Raw genomic sequence first — 20,004 nt, 5'->3', positions numbered from 1 at the left:
CAAACGTTAACCCTCTTGCGGCGGCCCGAACAACCTTACCCAACAAGCTCAACCAAAGTCAAACCCGCCGAACAAACATTGCCCGAACATCTACCACCAGTTAACCTCCCGGCTACCTCGCGGCGACCTCGATAAATATACGCACACCCCAACAAACAACAAATCCCCAGGAAGACGCATCTTTTGATGCTCGTCCTGGGGCAGTTCTCTGGCTATCGGGCAGTCCACCTGAATGCTAATAGCTAGTGGTAACAGGCCAACAGCCGTCCGGGCCATCGATAACAGTGATGGGGGTTTCAAAGATGGGCGTGAGAATCTCATCGCGCATGATCTCCTCCGGACTGCCGAAAGAAACGATGCTTCCATCCTTGGCCGCACAAATATGGTCGGCATAACGAGCAGCGAAGTTGATGTCATGGAGGACGATGATGATCGTCCGGCCAAATTCCTTAGCGGCCTTTCGCAGGTGCTTCATCATCTCCACGGAGTGTGAGATGTCGAGGTTGTTGAGGGGCTCGTCGAGAAGCACGTAGTCCGTCTCCTGGCAGAGCACCATCGCCACGTAGGCGCGCTGGCGCTGGCCGCCGGAGAGCTCGTCAAGGTAACGGCTCTCCAATTCACCCAAGTGGAAGAAGTCAATGTAGCGCGAGACTATCTCTTCATCCTCCGCAGTCAGACGCCCCTTCGAGTAAGGGAAACGGCCGAAGCTCACCAGCTGGCGCACGGTCAGCTTGGTAATGAAGTGGTTCTCCTGGCGCAGGATAGAGAGGATCTTCGCCAAGTCCTGCGATTTCGTGGAGGACACGTCGTAACCGGCGACCTCGATGGTGCCCTCGTCGACGTCGAGAAGCCGGCCAATCATCGTCAGCATCGTGGACTTGCCTGCGCCATTCGGCCCAATCAGCGCGGTAATACCGCCGGAGGGGATCTCCAAATCGATTGGACCGATGTTGGTCTCGCCGGAGTAGGACTTCGAAACATTGGAAAGCTTGATCACAGCTTGCCCTTTCGCAGAATGACCAGAAGGAAGACGCTGCCGCCCACTAGCTCAATAATGATGGAGACCACGCCCTGCGCGTAGAAGACGTGCTGCATGAGGAAGTAGGCGCCGGTGAGCACAGCAAAGGCCGTGGCAACCGCCATTGGGAACAAAAAGCGGTGGTCATACGTCTCCGCCGCCTGGTAAGCCAAGGTGGCCACGAGGAAGCCAAGGAAGGTCATAGGCCCTACAAGCGCGGTGCTCGTCGCCATCAGAATGGAGACCAAAATCAACGTGTAGATTGCATTGACCTTGTGGTTAACGCCAAGGTTCGTTGCGGCATCGCGCCCGAGCGCTAGCACGTTGAGCTGGCGGGAGTTCAGGAATATCAGCAGTGTCACCGCGAGGACCAACGGTACTGCGATGGGATAGTACTCACTCTCCGCGTTGTTAACGGAACCAAAGAGCCGCGCAGTGAGTACGTCGAATTCACTAGGTGTGAGCATGCGCTGCATAAACGTCGACAGCGATCCCAAGCCCCCACCAATAATGATGCCAACCAGCAACATCGCATGCATGTTGTTGCGGCGGCTGGTCAGCAGCCATGAGTACAGCACGAGGGATAGGGCCACCATGAGCACAAGCTGTACAAGGAAGGTTCCCATGTTGCGGGCCTGAGTAAGGCCGGAGGCGCCAAGGAAAAAGATCGTGGCTGTATTAATCGCGACGTACAGGGATTCAAACCCCATGATGGAGGGAGTAAGGATCCGGTTGTTCGTCACCGTATGGAAAGCCACCGTGGCCACGGCCTGGCATACGGCGACGATGGCCATGGCCGTTACTGCATCAGCGCGGCGACGCGCGATCAACCACCACTTGCGAGTACCAAAATCCATGGGGTTGTCATAGGCCAAGAGCCCGAAGGCGAAAACCAGCCCGGCAACGATCAAGGCTGCAAGGATGATCCAGTACTTTCGCGCCGCAGCAGCAGACTGGAAGCTGCCCACGTTTCGCCGGGCACGTGACGTTTGCACAGGTTCCTTCGTCTTAGGGATAGAGATACTTACACTCACTTGGTCGACCTCACGATCAAGACGACGAATACGATAGCACCGACAACACCCAGAATGACTGATACGGGCATCTCAAACGGGGAGATAATGGTGCGGCCAATGAGGTCACACAAGGTCACCGTGGCGATGCCGAGCAGGCAGACCCACGGGAGGTTAGAGCGCAGGTCATCGCCGCGCAACATGCTCACTACGTTGGGAACGATGAGCCCAAGGAACGGCAGGGAGCCAACGACGACGGTGACTACACCCGTCGCCACCGCGATAAGCCCGGTTCCCAACAGAATCATCCGCTTGTAGTTCAGGCCAATATTGGTGGCAATGTCCTCCCCTAGCCCAGCGACGGTGAGTTTGTCAGCATAGAAATACACAGCCAGCAAAACCAGCAGGACGATCCATAGGACCTCGTATTGCCCCTCATAGACAGAGGTAAAGGATCCCATGAACCAGATTCCGAGCTGCTGCAAGGTATCCGTGGCGAGCGCCACATAGGAGGATACGGCACTAACGACAGCGCCCAGCATGATGCCGATGATCGGCACGATGAGTGAGGAGCGCAGCGCCACGCGGCGAAGGAAAGCGAAGAAGACCATGGTTCCCACAAACGCGAAGGAAACCGAAATGACCATTTTCACCAGCACGGATGAGTGCGGGAAAAGGATAAGCGAAAAGAGCAGGCCCAATCCGGCCCACTCGGTGGTTCCCGTCGTCGTGGGTTCCACGAAACGGTTTTGGGTCAGCAGCTGCATGACCAAACCGCTCATCGCCATCGCAGCGCCCGCCAAGACGAGCGCCACGGTTCGCGGTATGCGGGTGGTGAAGAACATGGACCAGCCGTCCTCATTATCGAGGATGCTGTACTCCCCCACCATGAGGGAAAGGAGGAGCAGCGCGATGACGCCGAGCACGCCGAGGCCTAGCTTCCAGGTCAGCACAGGTCCGCGGGAGTTACGCGGGCTGACAGCTGAGTGCTCTGCCGCAGCGCTGCTCTTCACCGTCACGGTTTAGTCTCCTCCTTGGCTGCCGAGAGAGTTGTTTAGGCGTTGGCCTTCTCGAAGGCGTCGGCAAGCGCGTTCAAGATCTCGGTGTAGGTAATGATGGACTCATCAATGTAGGTGTCATTCGGCGCCACGTAAACGTTGCCTTCCTTCACAGCGGTAACGTTCTTGAGCGCCGCGTTGTCCTTGACCAGCTTCTCGCCCGGCGTGACATCCTGGCCTTCCTTGGAGATAGCGGAATCACGGTCCATGACGAGGATCCAATCCGGGTTGGATTCGGCAATGGCCTCAACGGAGATATCGTCACCCTCGTGGTCATCGGAGGCGTTGGACACCTCCAGGGCCGGGGTCAGGCCAAGCAGCTCAAAGACCGGGCCATACACGCGCCCGATACCGGGAGCGATGTAGCCGATTTCACCGCCGGAGGTGTTCACAGCCATGACCTTCTGCTCTGGGTTGTAGGCCTTCTTAGCGCGCTCAGCAGCGGCGTCGAAATCCTCGATGAGCTTCGCAGCATCCTCTTCGTGGCCGAAAACCTGGCCCAGGGCCTCAGTGTGGCGCTTGAGTTCGTCGAAAAAGTCTTCGTCATCGCGCGGCTCGAAGTCAAGCACCGGGACATCCTCGAGCAGCTTCTCAATGTCCTCTTGGTGCTGTTCGAAGCGCTGGCCGTTCCACACGACGTCCGGCTCTGCAGCTACCAGACCTTCAAGGTCCGGCTCCTTGTGGGAGCCCAGATCAACCTCGACCGTGTCCTTGTTGTAGGTGTCTCGCAGCGACTTCGGTACCAGCCTCAGCGGTGCAGCAGCAAGGTCAATATCCCACTGCGCCAGGATAGAGAAGGCGCGGTTATCCGTCACCGCGGGGTTCTCCACCGGGAGGGTGACTTCCTTCGAGCCGAAGTTATCCTCCAGGGTGATGGTGGAGGCGCCTGCCGCCGCGGATTCGGTCGGCTCAGCGGTCTCCTCAGACTGGCTGGAAGAGCAGCCGGTGAGAGCAAGCGCTGCGACCGAGAGAGTTGCGGCAACTTTGGCGGCGGTCGTGCGCGAGGCACGGCGAGAAAGGTTAAACATAGCTTCCTTGCATATTAGGTGTGGCTAACCACAGTTGGCAAATAAGGACAGCGCCTAACCTAACTCAAGTAAGTCTTACCTTTCAAGCACGCTTATGTTTCCTAATTCACGACGGGGGTAGGAGACCACCACCTGCCACCCCGTGACATGCCTTTTAGAACAAAATATTTACGCTTAGCCTTCCCCCTTCTCCGCGATGAGATCACTCACCGACACTGGCCCTTCCCTATCAAAATCCTCCCGCACCGCGCGGCGGAAATTCGGATCCGCCAAGAAATCGAGGGCAACCTGTGCCAAACCCGCCGCCGAATCAACGGCCGCATCTACCGCCTGCGGCGTGGCAGCCCAGCGTGCAAAGTCCTCCGTGTGCAGGGCCACGTCGGTGGGCGATACCTTCACCATCGGATGCAAACCAGGCACGAGGTGAGAGACATTGCCAAAGTCGGTCGAGGCCGCCACCGTATCCGGCACCGTCCCGGCGGGCAGCGCGGTGCGTCCTCGGCGCGCCTGTGTGGCCGACCACCGATCCACCAGCGCCGCGTTGTTGCGCACGGGCAGGGTCATCGGGTGTTCATCCCAATCCACGTCCACCTCAACACCGGCCATGAGTGCAGCGCCCCGGACGATGTCTTCCACCCTGGCGGACAGATCCATGAGCGTGCGCGTTCCCAACGAACGCACGTAAATAGTCATTTCCGCCTCGCTCGGGATGATGGAAGGCCGATCGCCACCGCTCATGATGGCGTGTACGCGATCCGAGGGCGGCATCTGCTGCCGCATAAGCCCAATCCCCTGGTAGGCCAAGCTCGCAGCGTCTAGGGCGTTGCGCCCCATAAAGGGCTGGGAGCTGGCGTGCGCGGCCACGCCGCGATAACGAACACGCAAGATGCGCCGTCCCACCCAGGCATGCGCGCCGATGTCGTAGCCGAAGCCATGGATCATCACCGCGGCGTCCACGCCTTCAAGACTTCCGCCGCGAATCATGTATTCCTTGCCGGAGTGGCCCTCCTCCGCCGGGGTTCCCTGGAAGAGGATGCGGCCGGACACGGGAGGAGCGGCGTCCAGCACGGCAGTAACCGCCAAGAATCCAGTAACGCCCGCTGCGGCAATGACGTTGTGCCCGCACGCGTGCCCAATCTGGGGCAGGGCATCGTATTCCGCCAGGATGGCCACGGTGGGATGCCGTTCGGGGTCGAAATCCGCGCTCTGCCAGGAGGCTTCGAACGCGGTCTCCACGCCATAGACTCCGCGACGTGTGGAAAAGCCATGCTCCTCCACAATTCCTGCCAGCACCGCCATGGAGCGATGCTCCTCGAAGGCCGTTTCAGGATGTGCGTGCAGGTCCGCGACGATGTACGCAGCTTTCTCCCGCAAGGCCTCAGCCCGTGCGGCCGCCGCGCCCCAGAGCTTGTCCTGGCCTGGGTAATCCTCTCCTTGTTTTTCCGGTGGCGCTGCGGACGCCACGCGCTTGGCGACGCCCTCCTCCATCGCCTCCAGATACGCTGTCGACGGATTGTTGCGTTCGTCCATTCGATTAACCAATCATGACGTTGTTGCCCGGTCCCAGAGGAAGGCCCACGTAGAACCAGATGGCCAGCAAGATCGCCCATGCGGTAAAGAACGGGACCACGAAAGGCACAAGGCGCGACATCAGAGTTCCCAAACCAGCCTCGCGTTCATAGCGCTGGAGGAAGCCAAGCATGACAATCATGTACGGGTTCAGCGGGGTGATGATCTGGGTTGCGGAATCACCAACGCGGAATGCGCCCTGAATAAAGGCTGGCTCATAGCCGAGCAAAGCAAACATGGGAACGAAGACCGCCGCCATGAGCGTCCACATGGAAGAACCGGAAATAATCAGCAGGTTCAGGCAGGACGCAAGGACGATGAAGGCAAAGATAGCTGGGAAGCCCGTCAACCCGATGGATTCCAGGAAGGCAGCACCCTTCACCGCAGTGAAGGTACCGATACCGGTCCAGGCGAAGAGAGCCACGAACTGGCCCAGGATGAACGCCAGGATAAGGAAGCTCATCATGTCCTTGAGCGCGCCAATCATCATGTTCACAACATCGGTGATGCCCTTGACCGTGCCGACGACCTTGCCGTAGACCACGCCGAGCACCAAGAAGTAGGCGAACACGATAAAGACGATGGAGTTCAGCAGCGGGGACTTGGGCAAGAAGCCGCCCTCTTCATTGCGCCACGGCGATTCCGGCAGAAGAACTGCGAAGAGAATGATGGCGGTGAGGATGACCGTGGCCACACCGGACCAGATGAGACCCTTGGATTCGGCCGGGCGCAGCTCAGCGGTGAGCTCTTCGCCGTTCTCGTCACGGTCACCGCGCTCGGCAGCGTCCTCGGGATCGATGTCTTCCTCGGTGGGGACTTCCTGCTTCCACATGCGCGGCTCGATGACCTTATCGATGATGAAGCCGGCCAGCACACCGAGCACGATGGAAGAAGCCACGTTGAAGTAGTAGTTCGACATCGCATTAACGGGTGCGAACTCGGTATTTGGCAGAGTCTCCATGACTGCGGTCGTAATACCGGCAAAGAGCGCATCCAGGGAGGTGGGCACCAAGGCAGTGGAATAGCCAGCACCCACGGCGGCGAAGCCACCAATCAGGCCCGCGACAGGATGACGGCCCGCGGCCTTAAAGACCATCGCGGCCAGCGGCGGGACGATAACGAAGGCTGCGTCCGCCATAACGGAGGCGGTCACGCCGATAACGCCGACGGCGTACGGAAGCAGCCAGGGCTTGGCGGAACCAAAGAGCTTGCGAATCAACGCCGAGAGCATGCCGGAACGCTCCGCTACGCCCACTGCCAGCATGATGGGCAGCACCGTTACCAGCGGCGGGAAGTTGATGTAGTTCTCACCCATTGTCGTGGTGAACCACGTCAGTCCCTCACCGGTGAAGAGACCCTTCACCGGCTGAATCTCATCCGATCCGGGAACCTTAATCTCCACGCCCATCTTGGCCATGATGGTGGAGAGAACGCCGGTAATGAGGAAAAGAATCAGGAAGATGGTGAAGGGCTCCGGCAGCTTGTTGCCGACGTACTCGACGCCGTTGAGAAACTTATCCAGCATTCCCCCGCCGGACTGTTGGCTCGATTTTTGCTCGGCCTTGGCGGGATTTGCTTTCGACTTCTCCGTGGTGCCGGCGCCGCCTTTCGACGCCGTATTGGATGGGCTGTTCATGGGTACTCCTGTCGTAGGGGTCAGTCCCAGTGCTCCACGTCACACTGTTGGAGAAAGGCTACCACGGGAATGTAACTTGGGTAACAAATATTTTCCTTCTTCGTCACATTTTCCCGGCCAGCCCTACTCCGCTTTCGCCCCACGCCCCTACACCCCTCACGGGATTCTGATTACGCTCACTGCAAATAGTGGCCCAAAATCGACCGTTTTTAGCACCTTATCTACCGTAAACGACACTGAGAGGTGTCCATTAGCCCTGAGTTGGCAATGATGCTCGCTTTTCACGATTTCGTTGGAGACTATCTGCGCTCCCAACGGACTTCGCCGTCAACGACCTGTGCCGTGGGGCTCATCCCTACATAGGCAGCGACATGCTGTGAGGCTAAGTGCTCGGGATGGATATGAGCGATGAGATGCGTAATGCCTCGCTCCGCAAGATAAGCGCTAAGCAGTTTCACAGCTTCCTTGGCGTATCCGTGCCCTTGCCACTGTTTCCCAATCACCCATGCGATCTCCGTCGCATCACCGCTGCGGGGCACAGTCGCCTGGACGTAACCTATCGGTTGCTTACTCGAACCGAGGGTGACGATGAGATTGATCCATTCTTCGGTACCGTCGCTCGAGCCGCCTCGGGTTTGGAACGCGTACCGTCGCGCAAGCTCATCAGCAGAAGGCGGCTCACCACCCGTAAACGTGTACAGGGCACGGCTGGAAAGCACAGTAGCCATCTCGGTAGCATCCTCGACACGAAGCGGCCTTAAGTCGATAGGCATCTTTATCGCCATAGTTCACCACGCAAGATTCGATCAGTCACTAGAACATTAACGCTTCTGCTGACGACGAAGTTCCGAGCGCCCTCTCACCAAGAGCGCTTTTCACCCATCGCTACACTCACGGTAAATAGTGGCCCAAAATCGACCGTTTTTAGCACCTTATCTACCGTGAGCGTCGTCGGCTTCCCAGACGTCACTCCCCGCATTCAGCGTCGTCAACGCTCGAGGGCACCAGTCCATAAAGCCGCGCGAAAGGATCCCACTCGCAATCGCGATGCGGCTCGTATTCCGCAAAGCTGGCAGCGTCGATGGCAACAGCTTCGGAGCTGAGGTACTCAATGAGTGCGACCGTCATATCCATCCCCGCCGCCACGCCTGAGGAAGTCCACCGATTACGGTCCTGCACCCACCGCGCCTTGGGCTTCCAAATCACGGACTCCCCGAAGGAGCTCGCCCACGCAAAGGCACGCTTGTTGCTCGTCGCGGCGTAGCCTTCCAAAAGCCCCGCTGCCGCCAAGACCGCAGAACCCGTGCACACGGAGGCAACCCACGGTGCTTGTGCGCCCAACCCACGAAGCCACGACAGAAAAGATTCGTCCCCTACGAGCTGCCGGGTTCCTTTACCGCCGGGAACGAGGAGAGCGTCGGTCGGCCCAATCTGCCCATAAGAAATCGTCGGCACCACTTCCACGCCCTGCGAGCTTGCAACTGGCTCGCCCGTCGGCCCGGCGAAAACCACGGTGATGTCAGGCACCGCTTGAAGCAGCTGGACGGGTCCGAAGACGTCGAGAAGCTCAAAGCCTTCAAACAAGACGACAGCGATGCGGAGAGATTCGGTATCCATGCGGCCATCCTAAAGCAGGCCCTATGAGCACGGACGAGCATCTGGGACCCGGGTTCAATTCCCGGCGGCTCCACACACGAAGAGACCCCAGATAGAACGCTTTCTAACTGGGGATTTTGGCGGAGCAGCCTTAGACCGTGACAATCTGCTGATGGGGCGCTACCCTGGTTGTTGATACGTCACCAATAGGAGTGTTTGACCAATGAAAGCATTCGGATTCTTAAGCTTTGGCCACTACGCATTCGGACACCAGCGCGGCCCGTCCGCGGAAAAAGTCGCGAAGATTCACCTGGAAATCGCCCAGGCTGCAGATGAGATCGGTGTGAACAACGCGTCTTTCCGCGTCCACCACTTCGTACCGCAAGCCTCAGCCCCCATGCCGCTACTCGGCGCAGTCGCCGCCACCACCAAGAACATCGAGGTAGGCACCGGCGTGATTGACATGCGCTACGAAAACCCGCTTTACCTCGCCGAAGAGGCCGCATCCCTCTACCAGCTCTCCGGCGGCCGCGTGGCCTTGGGCGTCTCGCGCGGTGCCCCGGAAGTTGCCGAGCGCGGTTGGGAGGCTTTCGGCTACAAGGGCGAGGCCCCCAACGGCGCGGACGTGGCGCGCGCCCACCTCGAGGCGTTCATGGCCGCGGTAGACGGCAACGGGTTTGCCACCGCCGCACCCCTAGACCGCCAGTACCCAAATATGTTTCAGCCAGGCTCCACCCTCCCCGTCTTCCCCACGGCATCTGAGCTGCGCAAGCACATCTTCTACGGCTCCGGCACTCACACTTCGGCAGAGCAGACCGCGAAGGACGGGCTGAACTTGATGTCTTCCACCCTGGTTTCCGAGACCACCGCCGCGACCTTGGGTGAGATCCAGGCGGACCAAATCAGCCGCTACCGGGCGGCGTGGAAGGAAGCGGGCCACGACTGGACCCCGCGCGTGTCCGTCTCCCGCTCCATCTTCCCCATCGTGGACGGCGCCGATATGCAACGTTTCGGCATGCACGCCTCCGGCTCAGACCAAGTGGGCGTGCTGCCCGACGCCGGTGCTTCCACCTTCGGCCGCACGTATGCCGCCGAGCCTGACAAGCTCATCGAGCAGCTCAAGGCCGACCCGGCCGTGATGTCCGCCGACACCCTGCTGATCACCATCCCGACCGGCATGGGTGCGGACGTCAACGTGAAGATTCTAGAAAACTTCGCAACCCATGTCGCCCCTGCGCTGGGCTGGCAGCCGAATACCGAGGGCCCGGTCACCGGCTATCCGATCGACTAATCCGCCCCTTTTACACAAGAAACCCGCTGGTCGTTATGACCAGCGGGTTTCTTGCCATTCAGTGGAGCCGCCGGGAATTGAACCCGGGTCCTTCGTCACCTCGCCAGGGCTTCTCCGTGCGCAGTCTGCACAGGATCTCTACTCGGCCCTCCGGCTCGGGCAAACTCGCTCCGGATGATGGGCCCAGTTGCTCTAAAAGTCCCCAACCGGCCGAACAACAAACCGGTCAGGCAAGTTCCCTAGTCGATGCCAGGATCTAGGTCAGGAACCAAACCTAGGCTGACAGACACGCGTCGCTGTAATTAGGCAGCGAGGGCGTAGTCACGCTGAGAGTTCTTCTCTGCGTTTATTGGTCGCTACGACGCTTAACGGTGGTCTCTAGCCTGCACCGGCACGCTTCCCCTGGCTCAATGTACGAAGTCGAAACCAAGTCGACCCCTCGATTACACATTGCTGTGAAAGCTGCGCAGAACGCATCTTTATGCGCCCTACGGTTTGTTCAACGCTACTGCACCCGCCCCTATTCCCGCAAGCTCCGCCGCAGGCCACGTGAGGTATAGCTTTCATAAGCACCCCCTTGTGATTAACATCTACTTAAACGCTGTTAAGGTGTGTGAGTCCTATCCCCCTACTTTGTTAAAGGCTGCAAAGTGAGCACACATACCGAAACCACTAGCTCCCCGGAAGACGCTAAACGCCCAGCAAGCAACACCGAATGGGCCATCTCGCTCTTCGGCACCGCCGTGGGCGCTGGCATTTTGTTCCTCCCCATCAACGCGGGCAGTTTCGGCTTCTGGCCCCTCCTCGTGGCCACCCTTCTCATCGGCCCGATGACATACTTCTCCCACCGCGGACTCGCCCGCATGATTTGTGCGTCACCTCGCCAGGGTGAGGACATCACCGCAGTGGTCACGGACTATTTCGGCAAAAGCGCAGGTTTTATCATTTCGGTGGTTTATTTCTGCGCTATCTTCCCCATCGTCCTGATTTATGGCGTGTCGATTACCAACACGGTTAACAGCTTCATCGTCAACCAGCTGAATGGACCAACGTTTCCGCGCCCGCTCCTCGCGTTCGTTCTCGTGGGTTTTATGACCATCGTCTTCGCCTTTGGTCAACGCATCGTGCTCGCCGTGACACAGTTTCTGGTCTACCCGCTGATCTTCTGCCTCGGCGCGCTGTCCATCTACCTCATCCCGCGCTGGGATATCGCCTCCTTCATGGAGGTAGGCAACAATGATTGGCGCATCGTCGGCTCCGTCGCTCTCATCATCCCCGTGCTGGTCTTCTCCTTCAACCACTCCCCCGCTATTTCCCAGTTCTCCTTGGCCATGGTTGCCGCACACGGCCGCGAAAAGAGCTCCGAGAACGCCTCGCGCGCGCTGGCGCTGACCGCCATTCTGCTCACCGTGTTCACCATGTTCTTCGTGTGGTCCTGCACGCTGACTCTCGGCGCGGACGGCCTCACCGAAGCCCGCGAACAGAACTTGCCGGTTCTGTCCTACCTGGCCAACGTCACCGGTGTTCCGGTCTTGGCCTTCCTCTCCCCCATCATCGCGATGATTGCCATCATCTCCTCCTACTTCGGCCACGTCCTGGGAGCTACCGAAGGCGGCAACTTCCTGCTGCGCAGCGCCGCACCGCGCGCTACGGCAAAGCTCTCGGAAAAGCAGCTCAATTCCATCATGCACGGCATCATCTTCGTGGCCGCGTGGGTTGTCGCGATCATCGATCCGTCGATTCTGGGGCTTATCGAAGCCATCGGCGGCCCCTTCATCGCCTCGATCCTCTACCTGCTGCCGATGTATGCCATCCACCGCATCGATGCCCTCAAGCAATTCCGCGGCCGCCCCAGCAACGTCTTCGTCGTCATCACCGGCCTCATTGCCGTGGGAGCGACTGTGTGGAGCCTCATCGGCTAGCGTTCCTCCAACCACGCCTTCAACACAGTGGCGTGGTTGATCTCGCGGTCCTTGGCGGCGAAGAGGAGGGTGACGTCGCCAGCCGCAGCAAGCTGGCGTAGTTCTTCCAGCTCTTCGCCGTCGTTCTCGTCGAGCTCCGCACGGTAGCGCCGGGCAAATTCCTCGAAGGTGTCAGCCTCGTGCCCCCACCACTTACGCAACCCCGGACTGGGCGCGACATCCTTGAACCAGTGGTCATACGAGAGACGTTCTTTGGCCACGCCACGGGGCCAGAGCTTATCGACGAGCACCGCTACCCCGCGCGGCTTTTCATCACTCCGAATAACGTCATGAACCTTGGCCGTATAAATCATGGCTCCCAGGTTAGGCGTTGATCCCCTTTACGCGGCGCCCGAGCTCGCGGGTGATGTCGCGGTCCTGGTCACGGCGCTTGATTGCTTCGCGCTTGTCATAGTCCTGCTTACCCTTGGCCAAGCCGAGCTCGCACTTGGCGCGGCCATTCTTCAGGTACACCTTGAGCGGAATCAGCGTCTTATTGCCATCGCGCACCTGGCCCATAAGCTTGTCAATCTCCCGGCGGTGCAGCAGCAGCTTACGTGTGCGCTTGGGTGAGTGGTTCGTCCACGTACCCTGGGAATACTCCGGGATGTGGAGGTTGCGGATGTAGACCTCGCCGTCGTCGATGGTGGCGAAGGCGTCTGCCAAGGAGATTTTGCCTTCGCGCATCGACTTAATCTCGGTGCCCACGAGCACCATGCCGCATTCTAGGGTGTCGAGAATGGTGTAGTCGTGGCGGGCACGTCGGTTGGTGGCCAAGGTCGAGTTATTGTCGACGGCCGCCTTTTTCTTCTTTGCCTTCTTCGCCATAGTTCGGACTATATTACGCTACTGCCAGGCACAACCCACAACGGGCCTGTTGACCTATGTCCGCACGTAGGCGCGCATGGTCACCTGCGCGGTCAGTGCAGCGCACAGGATTGCCACGAGCCCCACGATGGGCAGAGCCGTCCACACGTCCCCAGACGTCACAGGGGCCAGCAGCTGGTTGTGGTACAGGTCCTTCAGCGCGGGATCGATCACGGTGTTCTTTCCCACGATGACGCCCACCCCGGCGAGGACGACGCCGCCGACAGCACCGAGGACCGCTTCCATGATGAAGGGGGCATGGGTCACCCACCGCGACGCGCCAACGATGCGCATGATCGCGGTCTCTCGCTGGCGCTGGTAAGCGGCGATCTGCACCATGTTCGCAATCAGCATGATGGCGGCCAGCGCCATGACCGCTGCCAGGACGAAGGTGGCATTCCGGATGGCGTCGAGGTTGCCGGCGGCGCTGCGCACCTCCTCCTGCTGATCGATGATGTCGCTGACGGCGGGGTCGGACGCGATGGCGTCGATAGGCGCGGTATCCGTCGGATCCTTCAGCCGCACATGGAAGGCCGCCGGCAGCGCATCCGGGGATGTCTCCTCAACCATGACTGGATCGGTTTCCTTGAACAACTCCACGAAGCGCTCATAAGAATCCGCACGGTTGCGGTAGCTCACAGACTCGATGTCTTCATCCGCTTCCAGCTTCTTCCTTAGCCCCGCGCAGGCAGAGTCCTTGCACTCCGGATCGTTCGCGGAAATATCTTCGTTGAGCTGGACCATGACCTCGACGCGCTCGAGGTAGATGTCTTTGGTCTCGTTGGTCATCTGGGTCACCAGAACACCGGCCACCACCAGGGCCACCGAAATGGCCGTGGTAATCACCATGGCGATGGTCATGGTGATATTGCGCCCAAGCCCCTTGAAAGCCTCTCTAAAAACAAAGCCCAGATTCACCTAAACCGCCTCCCCATACATCGCATTCTTCTCATCGCGCACGAGCGTGCCGTTGTGTAGCTCAATGACGCGCTGGCGGGCCTCGTTGACCGCGCGCGCGTTATGCGTCGACATCACGATTGTCGTCCCGCGACGGTTGATCTTGGTGAGCAGCGACATGATCTCCGCAGCCGTGGAGGGATCAAGGTTGCCCGTCGGTTCGTCGGCAAGCAGCAGCTTGGGACGGTTAACAAAGGCCCTCGCAATCGCCACGCGCTGCTGCTCGCCGCCTGAGAGCTCATGCGGCATGCGGTGCTGCTTGGCGCCGAGGCCGACCATGTCGAGAACCTCGGGGACCTGCTTGGCAATCCGCGCCTTGCGCTTGCCGATGACTTCCAAGGCAAAAGCCACGTTGTCATAAACGTTCAGCTTGGGCAGCAGGCGAAAGTCCTGGAAAACGTAGCCGATGGACTGACGCAAGCGGTTGACCTCGCGGCCTTTCAGCGTGTTGACGTGGAAGTCCCCGAAATAAATATCCCCCGAGCTGACATTGGTCTCGCGCACCATGAGCTGGAGGAAGGTCGACTTACCGGAGCCGGAGGGACCAATGAGGAAGACGAATTCTCCGTCTTCTATCTCAAAGGACACCTTGTCCAGCGCGGGCCTAGTGGAGGTCGAATAGACCTTGGACACATTCTCGAAAGTGATCACTTAAGCCACATTAGCAACATTTGTTACTCGGGCCTAGGGCTCCTGCTGCGCCATGCGCCACCGGATCCCGGATTCCAGGAAGCCATCGATATCCCCATCCAATACCTTGGAAGGGTCTCCTACCTCATAGTTAGTGCGCAGATCCTTGACCATCTGGTACGGATGCAGCACATAGGAACGCATCTGGTTGCCCCAGGAGGCATTGCCACCCGCGCCCAGTGCATCGAGCTCCGCGCGCTCCTCCTGGCGCTTGCGCTCCAGCAGCTTCGCCTGCAGCACGCGCATGGCAGAGGCCTTGTTCTGGATCTGGGACTTCTCATTCTGACAGGTCACCACGATGCCGGTCGGGATGTGTGTCAGGCGCACCGCCGAATCCGTCGTGTTCACCGACTGACCACCGGGGCCCGAAGAGCGGTAGACATCCACGCGCACCTCCGAATCTGGTACCTCGATGGAGTCGGTCTGCTCCACCACCGGCAGCACCTCGACCTCTGCGAAGGAGGTCTGGCGGCGGGCTTGGTTATCAAAAGGCGAGATGCGCACGAGGCGGTGCGCGCCCTGCTCCACGGAGAGCTGGCCATACATGTATTCGCCATGCACCACGAAGGTCGCGGACTTAATACCAGCCTCCTCGGCATAGGAAATGTCGTAGACATCGACTTTGTGGCCGTGCTTTTCCGCCCAGCGCGTGTACATGCGCATGAGCATCTCCGCCCAGTCCGCGGCATCCACACCACCGGCACCGGAGCGGATGTTAATCACCGCTTCGCGCTGGTCATACTCGCCAGAGAGCATGGTGGTCACCTCGAGCGATTCGATGGCGGCGCCAAGCTCCTTCAACTCTGTGTCGACGAGTTCCTGGGAGGCCTCATCGCCTTCTTCTTCCGCCAGCTCCGCCATCACCGGCAGATCCTCAATCCGCCCGCGCAGGGACTGTAACTTGCGCAGCTTTGCCTGCTGCGCCGACAGCTCCGAGGTCACCTTCTGAGCATGGTCGGGGTCATCCCACAGCGACGGGTCCCCCGCCTGGGCCTCGAGCTCGCGCACGCGCTCGGACACCGCCTCCGGGTCCATCACCTTTTCAATGGAGGTCAAGGTGGCGCTGAGTTCCTCAAGTCGTGCTGTTTGTTCCGGACGCATAGCCCCCTACTCTACTTATTCTTTCTCTCTGATTAGCCATCGGCCGCGTTTAGCGCGACAATAGGCGGCATGAGTGACCAGCCAAGCCTCACCGAGATGATCGATGCCATCATCAAGACCTTCATCGTTGCCCACGCGGACGATACCGACGCTCACCTTGCCCAGGCGCTTGTCTATAACGCCGGCCGCCTGGCCTGGCGCCTGCGCGAGCAGGGAGTAGACATCGAGCAAAAGACCTCCGTCTCCGATGTCGTCACCGACGCCGACTTCGCCGCCGAGCGTTTCGTCGCCGGCGTGCTCGAGGCCCTGCGCGGCGAGGACGGCATCGTGGGCGAGGAGGGCGCGAACCGCGAGTCGAAGTCCGGCCGCACGTGGGTCATCGACCCCGTCGACGGCACCTACAACTTCGCCTCGGGCTCCGACTATTGGTGCTCTGCGCTCGCGCTTGTCGACGCTGATGGGGTCGTCCTCGGCGCCGTCCACCGCCCCGCCATGGGTTATACCTGGTTCGGCGGCCGCGACCACACCACGAGCTTGGACGGCAAGGACGTCGCCAAGCTCAGCGATGCCCCCGCCGACAAACTGTGCTTGTCGACGTACCTGCACCCTACGTCCATGACCGACCCGAACATCGCCGCCGCGTGGGAGAAGGTGGCACCACACTTTGCCACCGTGCGCATGCTGGGGGCGGGTTCCGTGGATCTCTCCTGCGTGGCGGATGGCACGTGGGGTGCCTGGATGCAGCACTCAGTTAAGGATTGGGATTGGTATCCCGGCCAGGCGCTAGTGCTGGCCGCGGGCGGCGCGGCGCGCAAGGTTGAGGCCGGCGGTGTGGAATGGTGTATCGCGGGTAATAAACAGGTAGTTGATCAGATGGAGGAATGGCTTCGTGGGTAAGTACAAAGAAGACCTCGGCCTGGCACTGGAGATGGCAGGCCACGCGGACGCCATCACGATGCACCGCTTTGAGGCTGCGGACCTGTCCGTCAAGGAAAAGCCGGACATGACCCCGGTCTCCGACGCCGACCTGGCCTGCGAAAAGGCCATCCGCGAGGCGCTGAAACGCTCGCGCCCGCGCGATGAGGTGCTGGGTGAAGAGTTTGGTGGCGAGGCCTGCTTCGAGGGCCGCCAGTGGGTTATCGACCCTATCGACGGCACGAAAAACTTCGTCCGCGGCGTTCCCGTCTGGGCCACCCTCATCGCGCTACTGGAAGACGGCGAGCCGGTGGTCTCCGTCGTCTCCGCCCCCGCCCTGCGCCGCCGCTGGTACGCAGCCAAGGGCGGCGGCGCCTACCGCGTCTTCGGTGGCGAACCGAAGCGCCTACGCGTTTCCGAGGTCTCCAAACTGGAGGATGCCTCCCTGTCCATGAGCTCCTTGTCTGGGTGGCAGCCGAACCGCGACGCTTTCATCTCATTCACGGACAAGGTCTGGCGTTTGCGCGGCTACGGCGACTTCTGGAACTACTGCCTCGTGGCCGAAGGCGCCGTCGATATCGCCGCCGAGCCGGAGGTTTCCCTGTGGGACTTGGCCGCCCCGGCACTCCTCGTGACCGAGGCGGGCGGCCGCTTCACCAACGTCCGCGGCGAAGACGGCCCCCACGGCGGCTCAGCGCTGGCCTCCAACGGCAAGCTTCACGACGCCGCCCTCAGCGCCCTCTCCTAGCGCCGTGCGGCGCCGCACGCCGGTGCCGCAGCCTAGCGCCGAACTGCGAACCGCACTCCGCAGGTCATTTCGATCAAATAAGGCCCCAGATCTTTAACGATCTGGGGCCTTAAATGTTAGAAACGTACTTCTAGTTCTCCGGAATCGTGAATCCGGAACCCACGCCCTCGCGGCGGTTCAAATCCGCGATGATGGCATCGGTGTTGGACACGACCGTCGGGTTGTGCAGTGCACCCTGCCACGGGGTGCGGCAGGACGGCAGCCCCGGAATCAGACCGCGGGATACCGATCCGACAATGCGGCCATTGTGGAAGACCGGCGCACCGGAATCTCCAACCATGGCGCACACCTGGTTGATGGTGATTTTCTGGCTGTGCTGGAAGGTCATGCCACAGGTGCGGCCGGTAGCCACGCCGCGCTTGCAGGTGATGTCACCCGGCTGGGTGGACCCACCGATCCCGTACGCGGTCACACCGTTGTAGCTGCGGGTCACCTCTGCCTGGGAGCCGAACTCGATGAGCGAGTAGTCCAGCTGCGCGTTCTTGGACACCACGGTGCCAGTGGGACCTACCTGCCAGGAGTCCGCCGACGACACCGGATCACCCACGTTGCCGCAGTGACCGGCGGTAATGCCGACCTTGCGACCTTCAGCATCCATGCCAGCAGCCGTCAGCGTGCACATGGTGTCCTCACGGATGTACAGCGGGGTACCCGGGCCATACAGCGACTTTCCTTCAGTCATCGCAACATTAGATTCCTCGGGAATCTGGGGTGCATCGTAGAAGGAGCCGGGTACCCGGTGCAGAACATAGTCCGCGTGCGGTTTACCGGCCGCAATCTTGGAGAACAGGTCGTTCTTCCACACGTAGTTCGGATCAGTGCCCTGGGGCACGAACTCCGGCTGCGTGGCCTCCTCCAGCAACCCGATGGGAGTCGGGTTCGTCAGCGGTTCACCCGTGATGGCATCAGCGCCGGCATAATCCTGCTGCTCGGACGGGGCCGGCAGCTGCGTCTGCAGGTTCGCCTGCTCCGCGACGCGCTGCACCGCAGGAGAGTTCACGGCTCCTTCGACCGCCTGGTTCACATCCTTCGATGCTGCTGCGGCGGCACCGTTGACGGCGGTGTCGACGGCGTCGGTCAGCGCTGCGTCCACAGGCTTGGTCTCAATACCAACGGACTTCAAGTCCGCGCGCACTTGGTCAACAAAACCAGCCGAATCGATCTCCGGGATGGTGGGGAGCTCCTGGGCACCCGCCGCTGGGTTACCCAGGAAGAACGCACCTGCGAAAGCCGAGCCCACGAGGACTTTCTTAAGGTGCGGAATTTTTCGCATTGAGCAATTCCTCTTTCACTTCTTCTCGTATTGGTCTATAAGACCTACCCATGATGGCACGCGCATCGAAGCGGCCGTTTCTAACGTGTGAGACTGTGTCCAACCCGTTACATTACTGACAGTTTTCGGGTGCCCCCTCTCTTCTTTCACCGCCTCCCCGCCCCGGCGCGGCCCTACTATGGAGGCATGTCTGAGACCTCCAATTCTCCTTCACCCGCTGCAGACATTGAGGAAATTGTCGCCGTTGTCCTACGTGATACCCACGGCCGCGTGCTAGTCCTCCGCATCACCTCCACCCCAGAATTCGTCCTGCCTTTCGGCTCCATCGATGACATGATCAATCCCGCCCGCGCGGCCCAGCTCATTGCTCACGAGGCCATACGTGCCGTGGTCGATATGTCCAAACTGCGACGGCTTGCCACCTACATCTCCCCGGCCGCCAACGACGCCCCACAGACCATCCACGCACACGTCTATGTCTACGAAGAAGAAATCTCCGTGGCACACCCGGATAAGGAGATCGCTGAGCTGGCGTGGGTCGATCCGGCCGCCCCGGATGTCGATGTCGCCCCGTTACTCAAAGAGAGGGTATTCCCCGCCTTGCAGGAACTCTAGCCTCCCAAGCTTTAGACTCCACCCCATGAATACGCAGCGACTACTCCCCGTTCTCGCCGCCGGTTCTCTTGCCCTTGCGCTGGCCGGCTGCGCCACCGATGACAGCACCGACGCCACGCTTTCCGACGTCTCCCCTACAACCACCCAGGCCGCCGACGCCGAATCCGGTGCTCCAGCACCCGCGGCTCCGCAATCGTCCGCGGTCGATGCTCCGGCTCCAGAGGACTCCCAGCCTGCGGCAGGCGACGACGCTGAATCGACTCAGAACACCGACCCGGCCGCAGCTGGCAACGAATCCTGCGCAACGGCCCAGCTCGATATCGGCCTAGCCAACGAGCAAGGCGCGGCCGGTTCACTTTTAGCGGACATCACCTTCACCAATACGTCTTCCGAGCCCTGCACCTTGCACGGCTTCCCCGGTGTTTCCGCCGTCGCCAACGACGACGGCACCCAGCTTGGCGCTGCCGCCGTGCGCGAAACCGGCAAGGAAGCAACAACCGTCACGCTTCAGCCCGGCCAGTCGGCCCGCGCGGGCCTCAAGATGACCAACGTTGCGTCCTCGACCCCGCTTCCTGCCAGCCCCAGACAGCCGACGGCTTGCGTGTGTA

General features: G+C 60.5%; 19 protein-coding genes, 1 other RNA gene and 1 pseudogene. 6 read left to right on the top strand and 15 right to left on the bottom strand.

What is annotated here, in order from left to right; translation table 11 throughout:
* Positions 1–242: 242 nt before the first annotated feature.
* The 8 genes and pseudogenes from FME68_RS12705 to FME68_RS12670 form a co-directional block, all read right to left on the bottom strand.
* Positions 243–997 (bottom strand): annotated as a pseudogene (locus FME68_RS12705) (iron ABC transporter ATP-binding protein).
* A complete protein-coding gene (locus FME68_RS12700; protein WP_328287857.1) occupies positions 994–2,013 on the bottom strand; it encodes an iron chelate uptake ABC transporter family permease subunit in 1,020 nt (339 codons plus the stop codon). The pseudogene FME68_RS12705 and the gene FME68_RS12700 overlap by 4 nt, the downstream one beginning before the upstream one ends.
* A 35-nt stretch (positions 2,014–2,048) precedes the next feature.
* Complete coding sequence (locus FME68_RS12695) at positions 2,049–3,044, bottom strand: ABC transporter permease (RefSeq protein WP_439329120.1); 996 nt, start codon at positions 3,042–3,044, stop codon at positions 2,049–2,051.
* A gap of 41 nt (positions 3,045–3,085) precedes the next feature.
* Positions 3,086–4,117 (bottom strand): siderophore ABC transporter substrate-binding protein, encoded by a 1,032-nt coding sequence (locus FME68_RS12690; RefSeq protein ID WP_070444168.1) that lies wholly within the window; start codon positions 4,115–4,117, stop codon positions 3,086–3,088.
* A 174-nt stretch (positions 4,118–4,291) separates the two neighbouring features.
* Positions 4,292–5,647, bottom strand: a complete 1,356-nt coding sequence (locus FME68_RS12685) for a M20 family metallopeptidase (protein ID WP_158397765.1) — start codon at positions 5,645–5,647, stop codon at positions 4,292–4,294.
* Between the two features lie 4 nt (positions 5,648–5,651).
* Positions 5,652–7,322: an AbgT family transporter gene (locus FME68_RS12680; RefSeq protein WP_158397764.1), complete on the bottom strand. Its 1,671-nt coding sequence runs from the start codon at positions 7,320–7,322 to the stop codon at positions 5,652–5,654.
* A gap of 299 nt (positions 7,323–7,621) precedes the next feature.
* On the bottom strand, positions 7,622–8,095 hold the full coding sequence (locus FME68_RS12675) for a GNAT family N-acetyltransferase (protein ID WP_268865450.1): 474 nt from the start codon (positions 8,093–8,095) through the stop codon (positions 7,622–7,624).
* 193 nt (positions 8,096–8,288) lie between these two features.
* Positions 8,289–8,939: a DJ-1/PfpI family protein gene (locus FME68_RS12670; RefSeq protein WP_144014148.1), complete on the bottom strand. Its 651-nt coding sequence runs from the start codon at positions 8,937–8,939 to the stop codon at positions 8,289–8,291.
* 202 nt (positions 8,940–9,141) lie between these two features.
* Between FME68_RS12670 and FME68_RS12665 the strand changes: the two genes are divergently transcribed.
* Positions 9,142–10,209, top strand: coding sequence for an LLM class flavin-dependent oxidoreductase (locus FME68_RS12665; RefSeq protein ID WP_158397762.1), 1,068 nt, complete (start codon positions 9,142–9,144; stop codon positions 10,207–10,209).
* Positions 10,210–10,268: 59 nt separating this feature from the next.
* Here FME68_RS12665 and ssrA read toward each other — a convergent pair.
* Positions 10,269–10,648: a transfer-messenger RNA gene (ssrA, locus tag FME68_RS12660) on the bottom strand.
* Between the two features lie 211 nt (positions 10,649–10,859).
* Between ssrA and FME68_RS12655 the strand changes: the two genes are divergently transcribed.
* Positions 10,860–12,131 (top strand): SLC5/6 family protein, encoded by a 1,272-nt coding sequence (locus FME68_RS12655; RefSeq protein ID WP_328287856.1) that lies wholly within the window; start codon positions 10,860–10,862, stop codon positions 12,129–12,131.
* On the opposite strand, the gene FME68_RS12650 is transcribed toward FME68_RS12655, so the two are convergent.
* From FME68_RS12650 to prfB, 5 genes are read right to left on the bottom strand one after another with little or no spacing between them, the layout of a single operon-like run.
* A complete protein-coding gene (locus tag FME68_RS12650; RefSeq protein WP_158397761.1) occupies positions 12,128–12,484 on the bottom strand; it encodes a DUF488 domain-containing protein in 357 nt (118 codons plus the stop codon). The genes FME68_RS12655 and FME68_RS12650 overlap by 4 nt on opposite strands.
* Positions 12,485–12,494: 10 nt before the next feature.
* Positions 12,495–12,998 carry an SsrA-binding protein SmpB gene (gene smpB / locus FME68_RS12645; protein WP_046647497.1) on the bottom strand — a complete coding sequence of 168 codons (504 nt, stop codon included), beginning with the start codon at positions 12,996–12,998 and terminating at the stop codon, positions 12,495–12,497.
* A gap of 54 nt (positions 12,999–13,052) precedes the next feature.
* Complete coding sequence (gene ftsX, locus FME68_RS12640; protein ID WP_328287855.1) at positions 13,053–13,955, bottom strand: permease-like cell division protein FtsX; 903 nt, start codon at positions 13,953–13,955, stop codon at positions 13,053–13,055.
* Positions 13,956–14,645: a cell division ATP-binding protein FtsE gene (gene ftsE, locus FME68_RS12635; RefSeq protein ID WP_049156155.1), complete on the bottom strand. Its 690-nt coding sequence runs from the start codon at positions 14,643–14,645 to the stop codon at positions 13,956–13,958.
* Positions 14,646–14,678: 33 nt separating this feature from the next.
* Positions 14,679–15,785, bottom strand: coding sequence for a peptide chain release factor 2 (gene prfB / locus FME68_RS12630; protein ID WP_070821264.1), 1,107 nt, complete (start codon positions 15,783–15,785; stop codon positions 14,679–14,681).
* Positions 15,786–15,854: 69 nt separating this feature from the next.
* Here prfB and FME68_RS12625 point away from each other — a divergent pair, with 69 nt between their 5' ends.
* A complete protein-coding gene (locus FME68_RS12625; protein ID WP_158397759.1) occupies positions 15,855–16,682 on the top strand; it encodes an inositol monophosphatase family protein in 828 nt (275 codons plus the stop codon).
* Positions 16,675–17,448 carry a histidinol-phosphatase gene (gene hisN, locus FME68_RS12620; protein ID WP_070701006.1) on the top strand — a complete coding sequence of 258 codons (774 nt, stop codon included), beginning with the start codon at positions 16,675–16,677 and terminating at the stop codon, positions 17,446–17,448. The genes FME68_RS12625 and hisN overlap by 8 nt, the downstream gene beginning before the upstream one ends.
* 130 nt (positions 17,449–17,578) lie before the next feature.
* Here hisN and FME68_RS12615 read toward each other — a convergent pair whose 3' ends face one another.
* On the bottom strand, positions 17,579–18,781 hold the full coding sequence (locus FME68_RS12615; RefSeq protein ID WP_158397758.1) for a S1 family peptidase: 1,203 nt from the start codon (positions 18,779–18,781) through the stop codon (positions 17,579–17,581).
* 186 nt (positions 18,782–18,967) lie between these two features.
* On the opposite strand from FME68_RS12615, the gene FME68_RS12610 reads away from it, so the two are divergent.
* A complete protein-coding gene (locus FME68_RS12610) occupies positions 18,968–19,396 on the top strand; it encodes an NUDIX hydrolase (RefSeq protein WP_158397757.1) in 429 nt (142 codons plus the stop codon).
* Between the two features lie 25 nt (positions 19,397–19,421).
* Positions 19,422–20,004: DUF4232 domain-containing protein (locus FME68_RS12605; RefSeq protein WP_195914120.1), on the top strand; the 583-nt coding region annotated here is incomplete at its 3' end.

This window comes from Corynebacterium hiratae (assembly GCF_009708045.1).
GTDB lineage: Bacteria > Actinomycetota > Actinomycetes > Mycobacteriales > Mycobacteriaceae > Corynebacterium > Corynebacterium hiratae.
Note: the sequence above shows the minus strand (reverse complement) of the source record. Positions and strands in the feature narration are given on the sequence as shown.

Excerpts from the sequence above, each read along its gene's own strand:
- FME68_RS12680 (WP_158397764.1), bottom strand. The coding sequence starts at position 7,322 with ATGAACAGCCCATCCAATACGGCGTCGAAAGGCGGCGCCGGCACCACG.
- FME68_RS12625 (WP_158397759.1), top strand. The coding sequence starts at position 15,855 with ATGAGTGACCAGCCAAGCCTCACCGAGATGATCGATGCCATCATCAAG.
- FME68_RS12615 (WP_158397758.1), bottom strand. The coding sequence starts at position 18,781 with ATGCGAAAAATTCCGCACCTTAAGAAAGTCCTCGTGGGCTCGGCTTTC.
- FME68_RS12690 (WP_070444168.1), bottom strand. The coding sequence starts at position 4,117 with ATGTTTAACCTTTCTCGCCGTGCCTCGCGCACGACCGCCGCCAAAGTT.
- FME68_RS12675 (WP_268865450.1), bottom strand. The coding sequence starts at position 8,095 with ATGCCTATCGACTTAAGGCCGCTTCGTGTCGAGGATGCTACCGAGATG.
- FME68_RS12685 (WP_158397765.1), bottom strand. The coding sequence starts at position 5,647 with ATGGACGAACGCAACAATCCGTCGACAGCGTATCTGGAGGCGATGGAG.
- prfB (WP_070821264.1), bottom strand. The coding sequence starts at position 15,785 with ATGCGTCCGGAACAAACAGCACGACTTGAGGAACTCAGCGCCACCTTG.
- FME68_RS12670 (WP_144014148.1), bottom strand. The coding sequence starts at position 8,939 with ATGGATACCGAATCTCTCCGCATCGCTGTCGTCTTGTTTGAAGGCTTT.
- smpB (WP_046647497.1), bottom strand. The coding sequence starts at position 12,998 with ATGGCGAAGAAGGCAAAGAAGAAAAAGGCGGCCGTCGACAATAACTCG.
- FME68_RS12665 (WP_158397762.1), top strand. The coding sequence starts at position 9,142 with ATGAAAGCATTCGGATTCTTAAGCTTTGGCCACTACGCATTCGGACAC.
- FME68_RS12610 (WP_158397757.1), top strand. The coding sequence starts at position 18,968 with ATGTCTGAGACCTCCAATTCTCCTTCACCCGCTGCAGACATTGAGGAA.
- FME68_RS12650 (WP_158397761.1), bottom strand. The coding sequence starts at position 12,484 with ATGATTTATACGGCCAAGGTTCATGACGTTATTCGGAGTGATGAAAAG.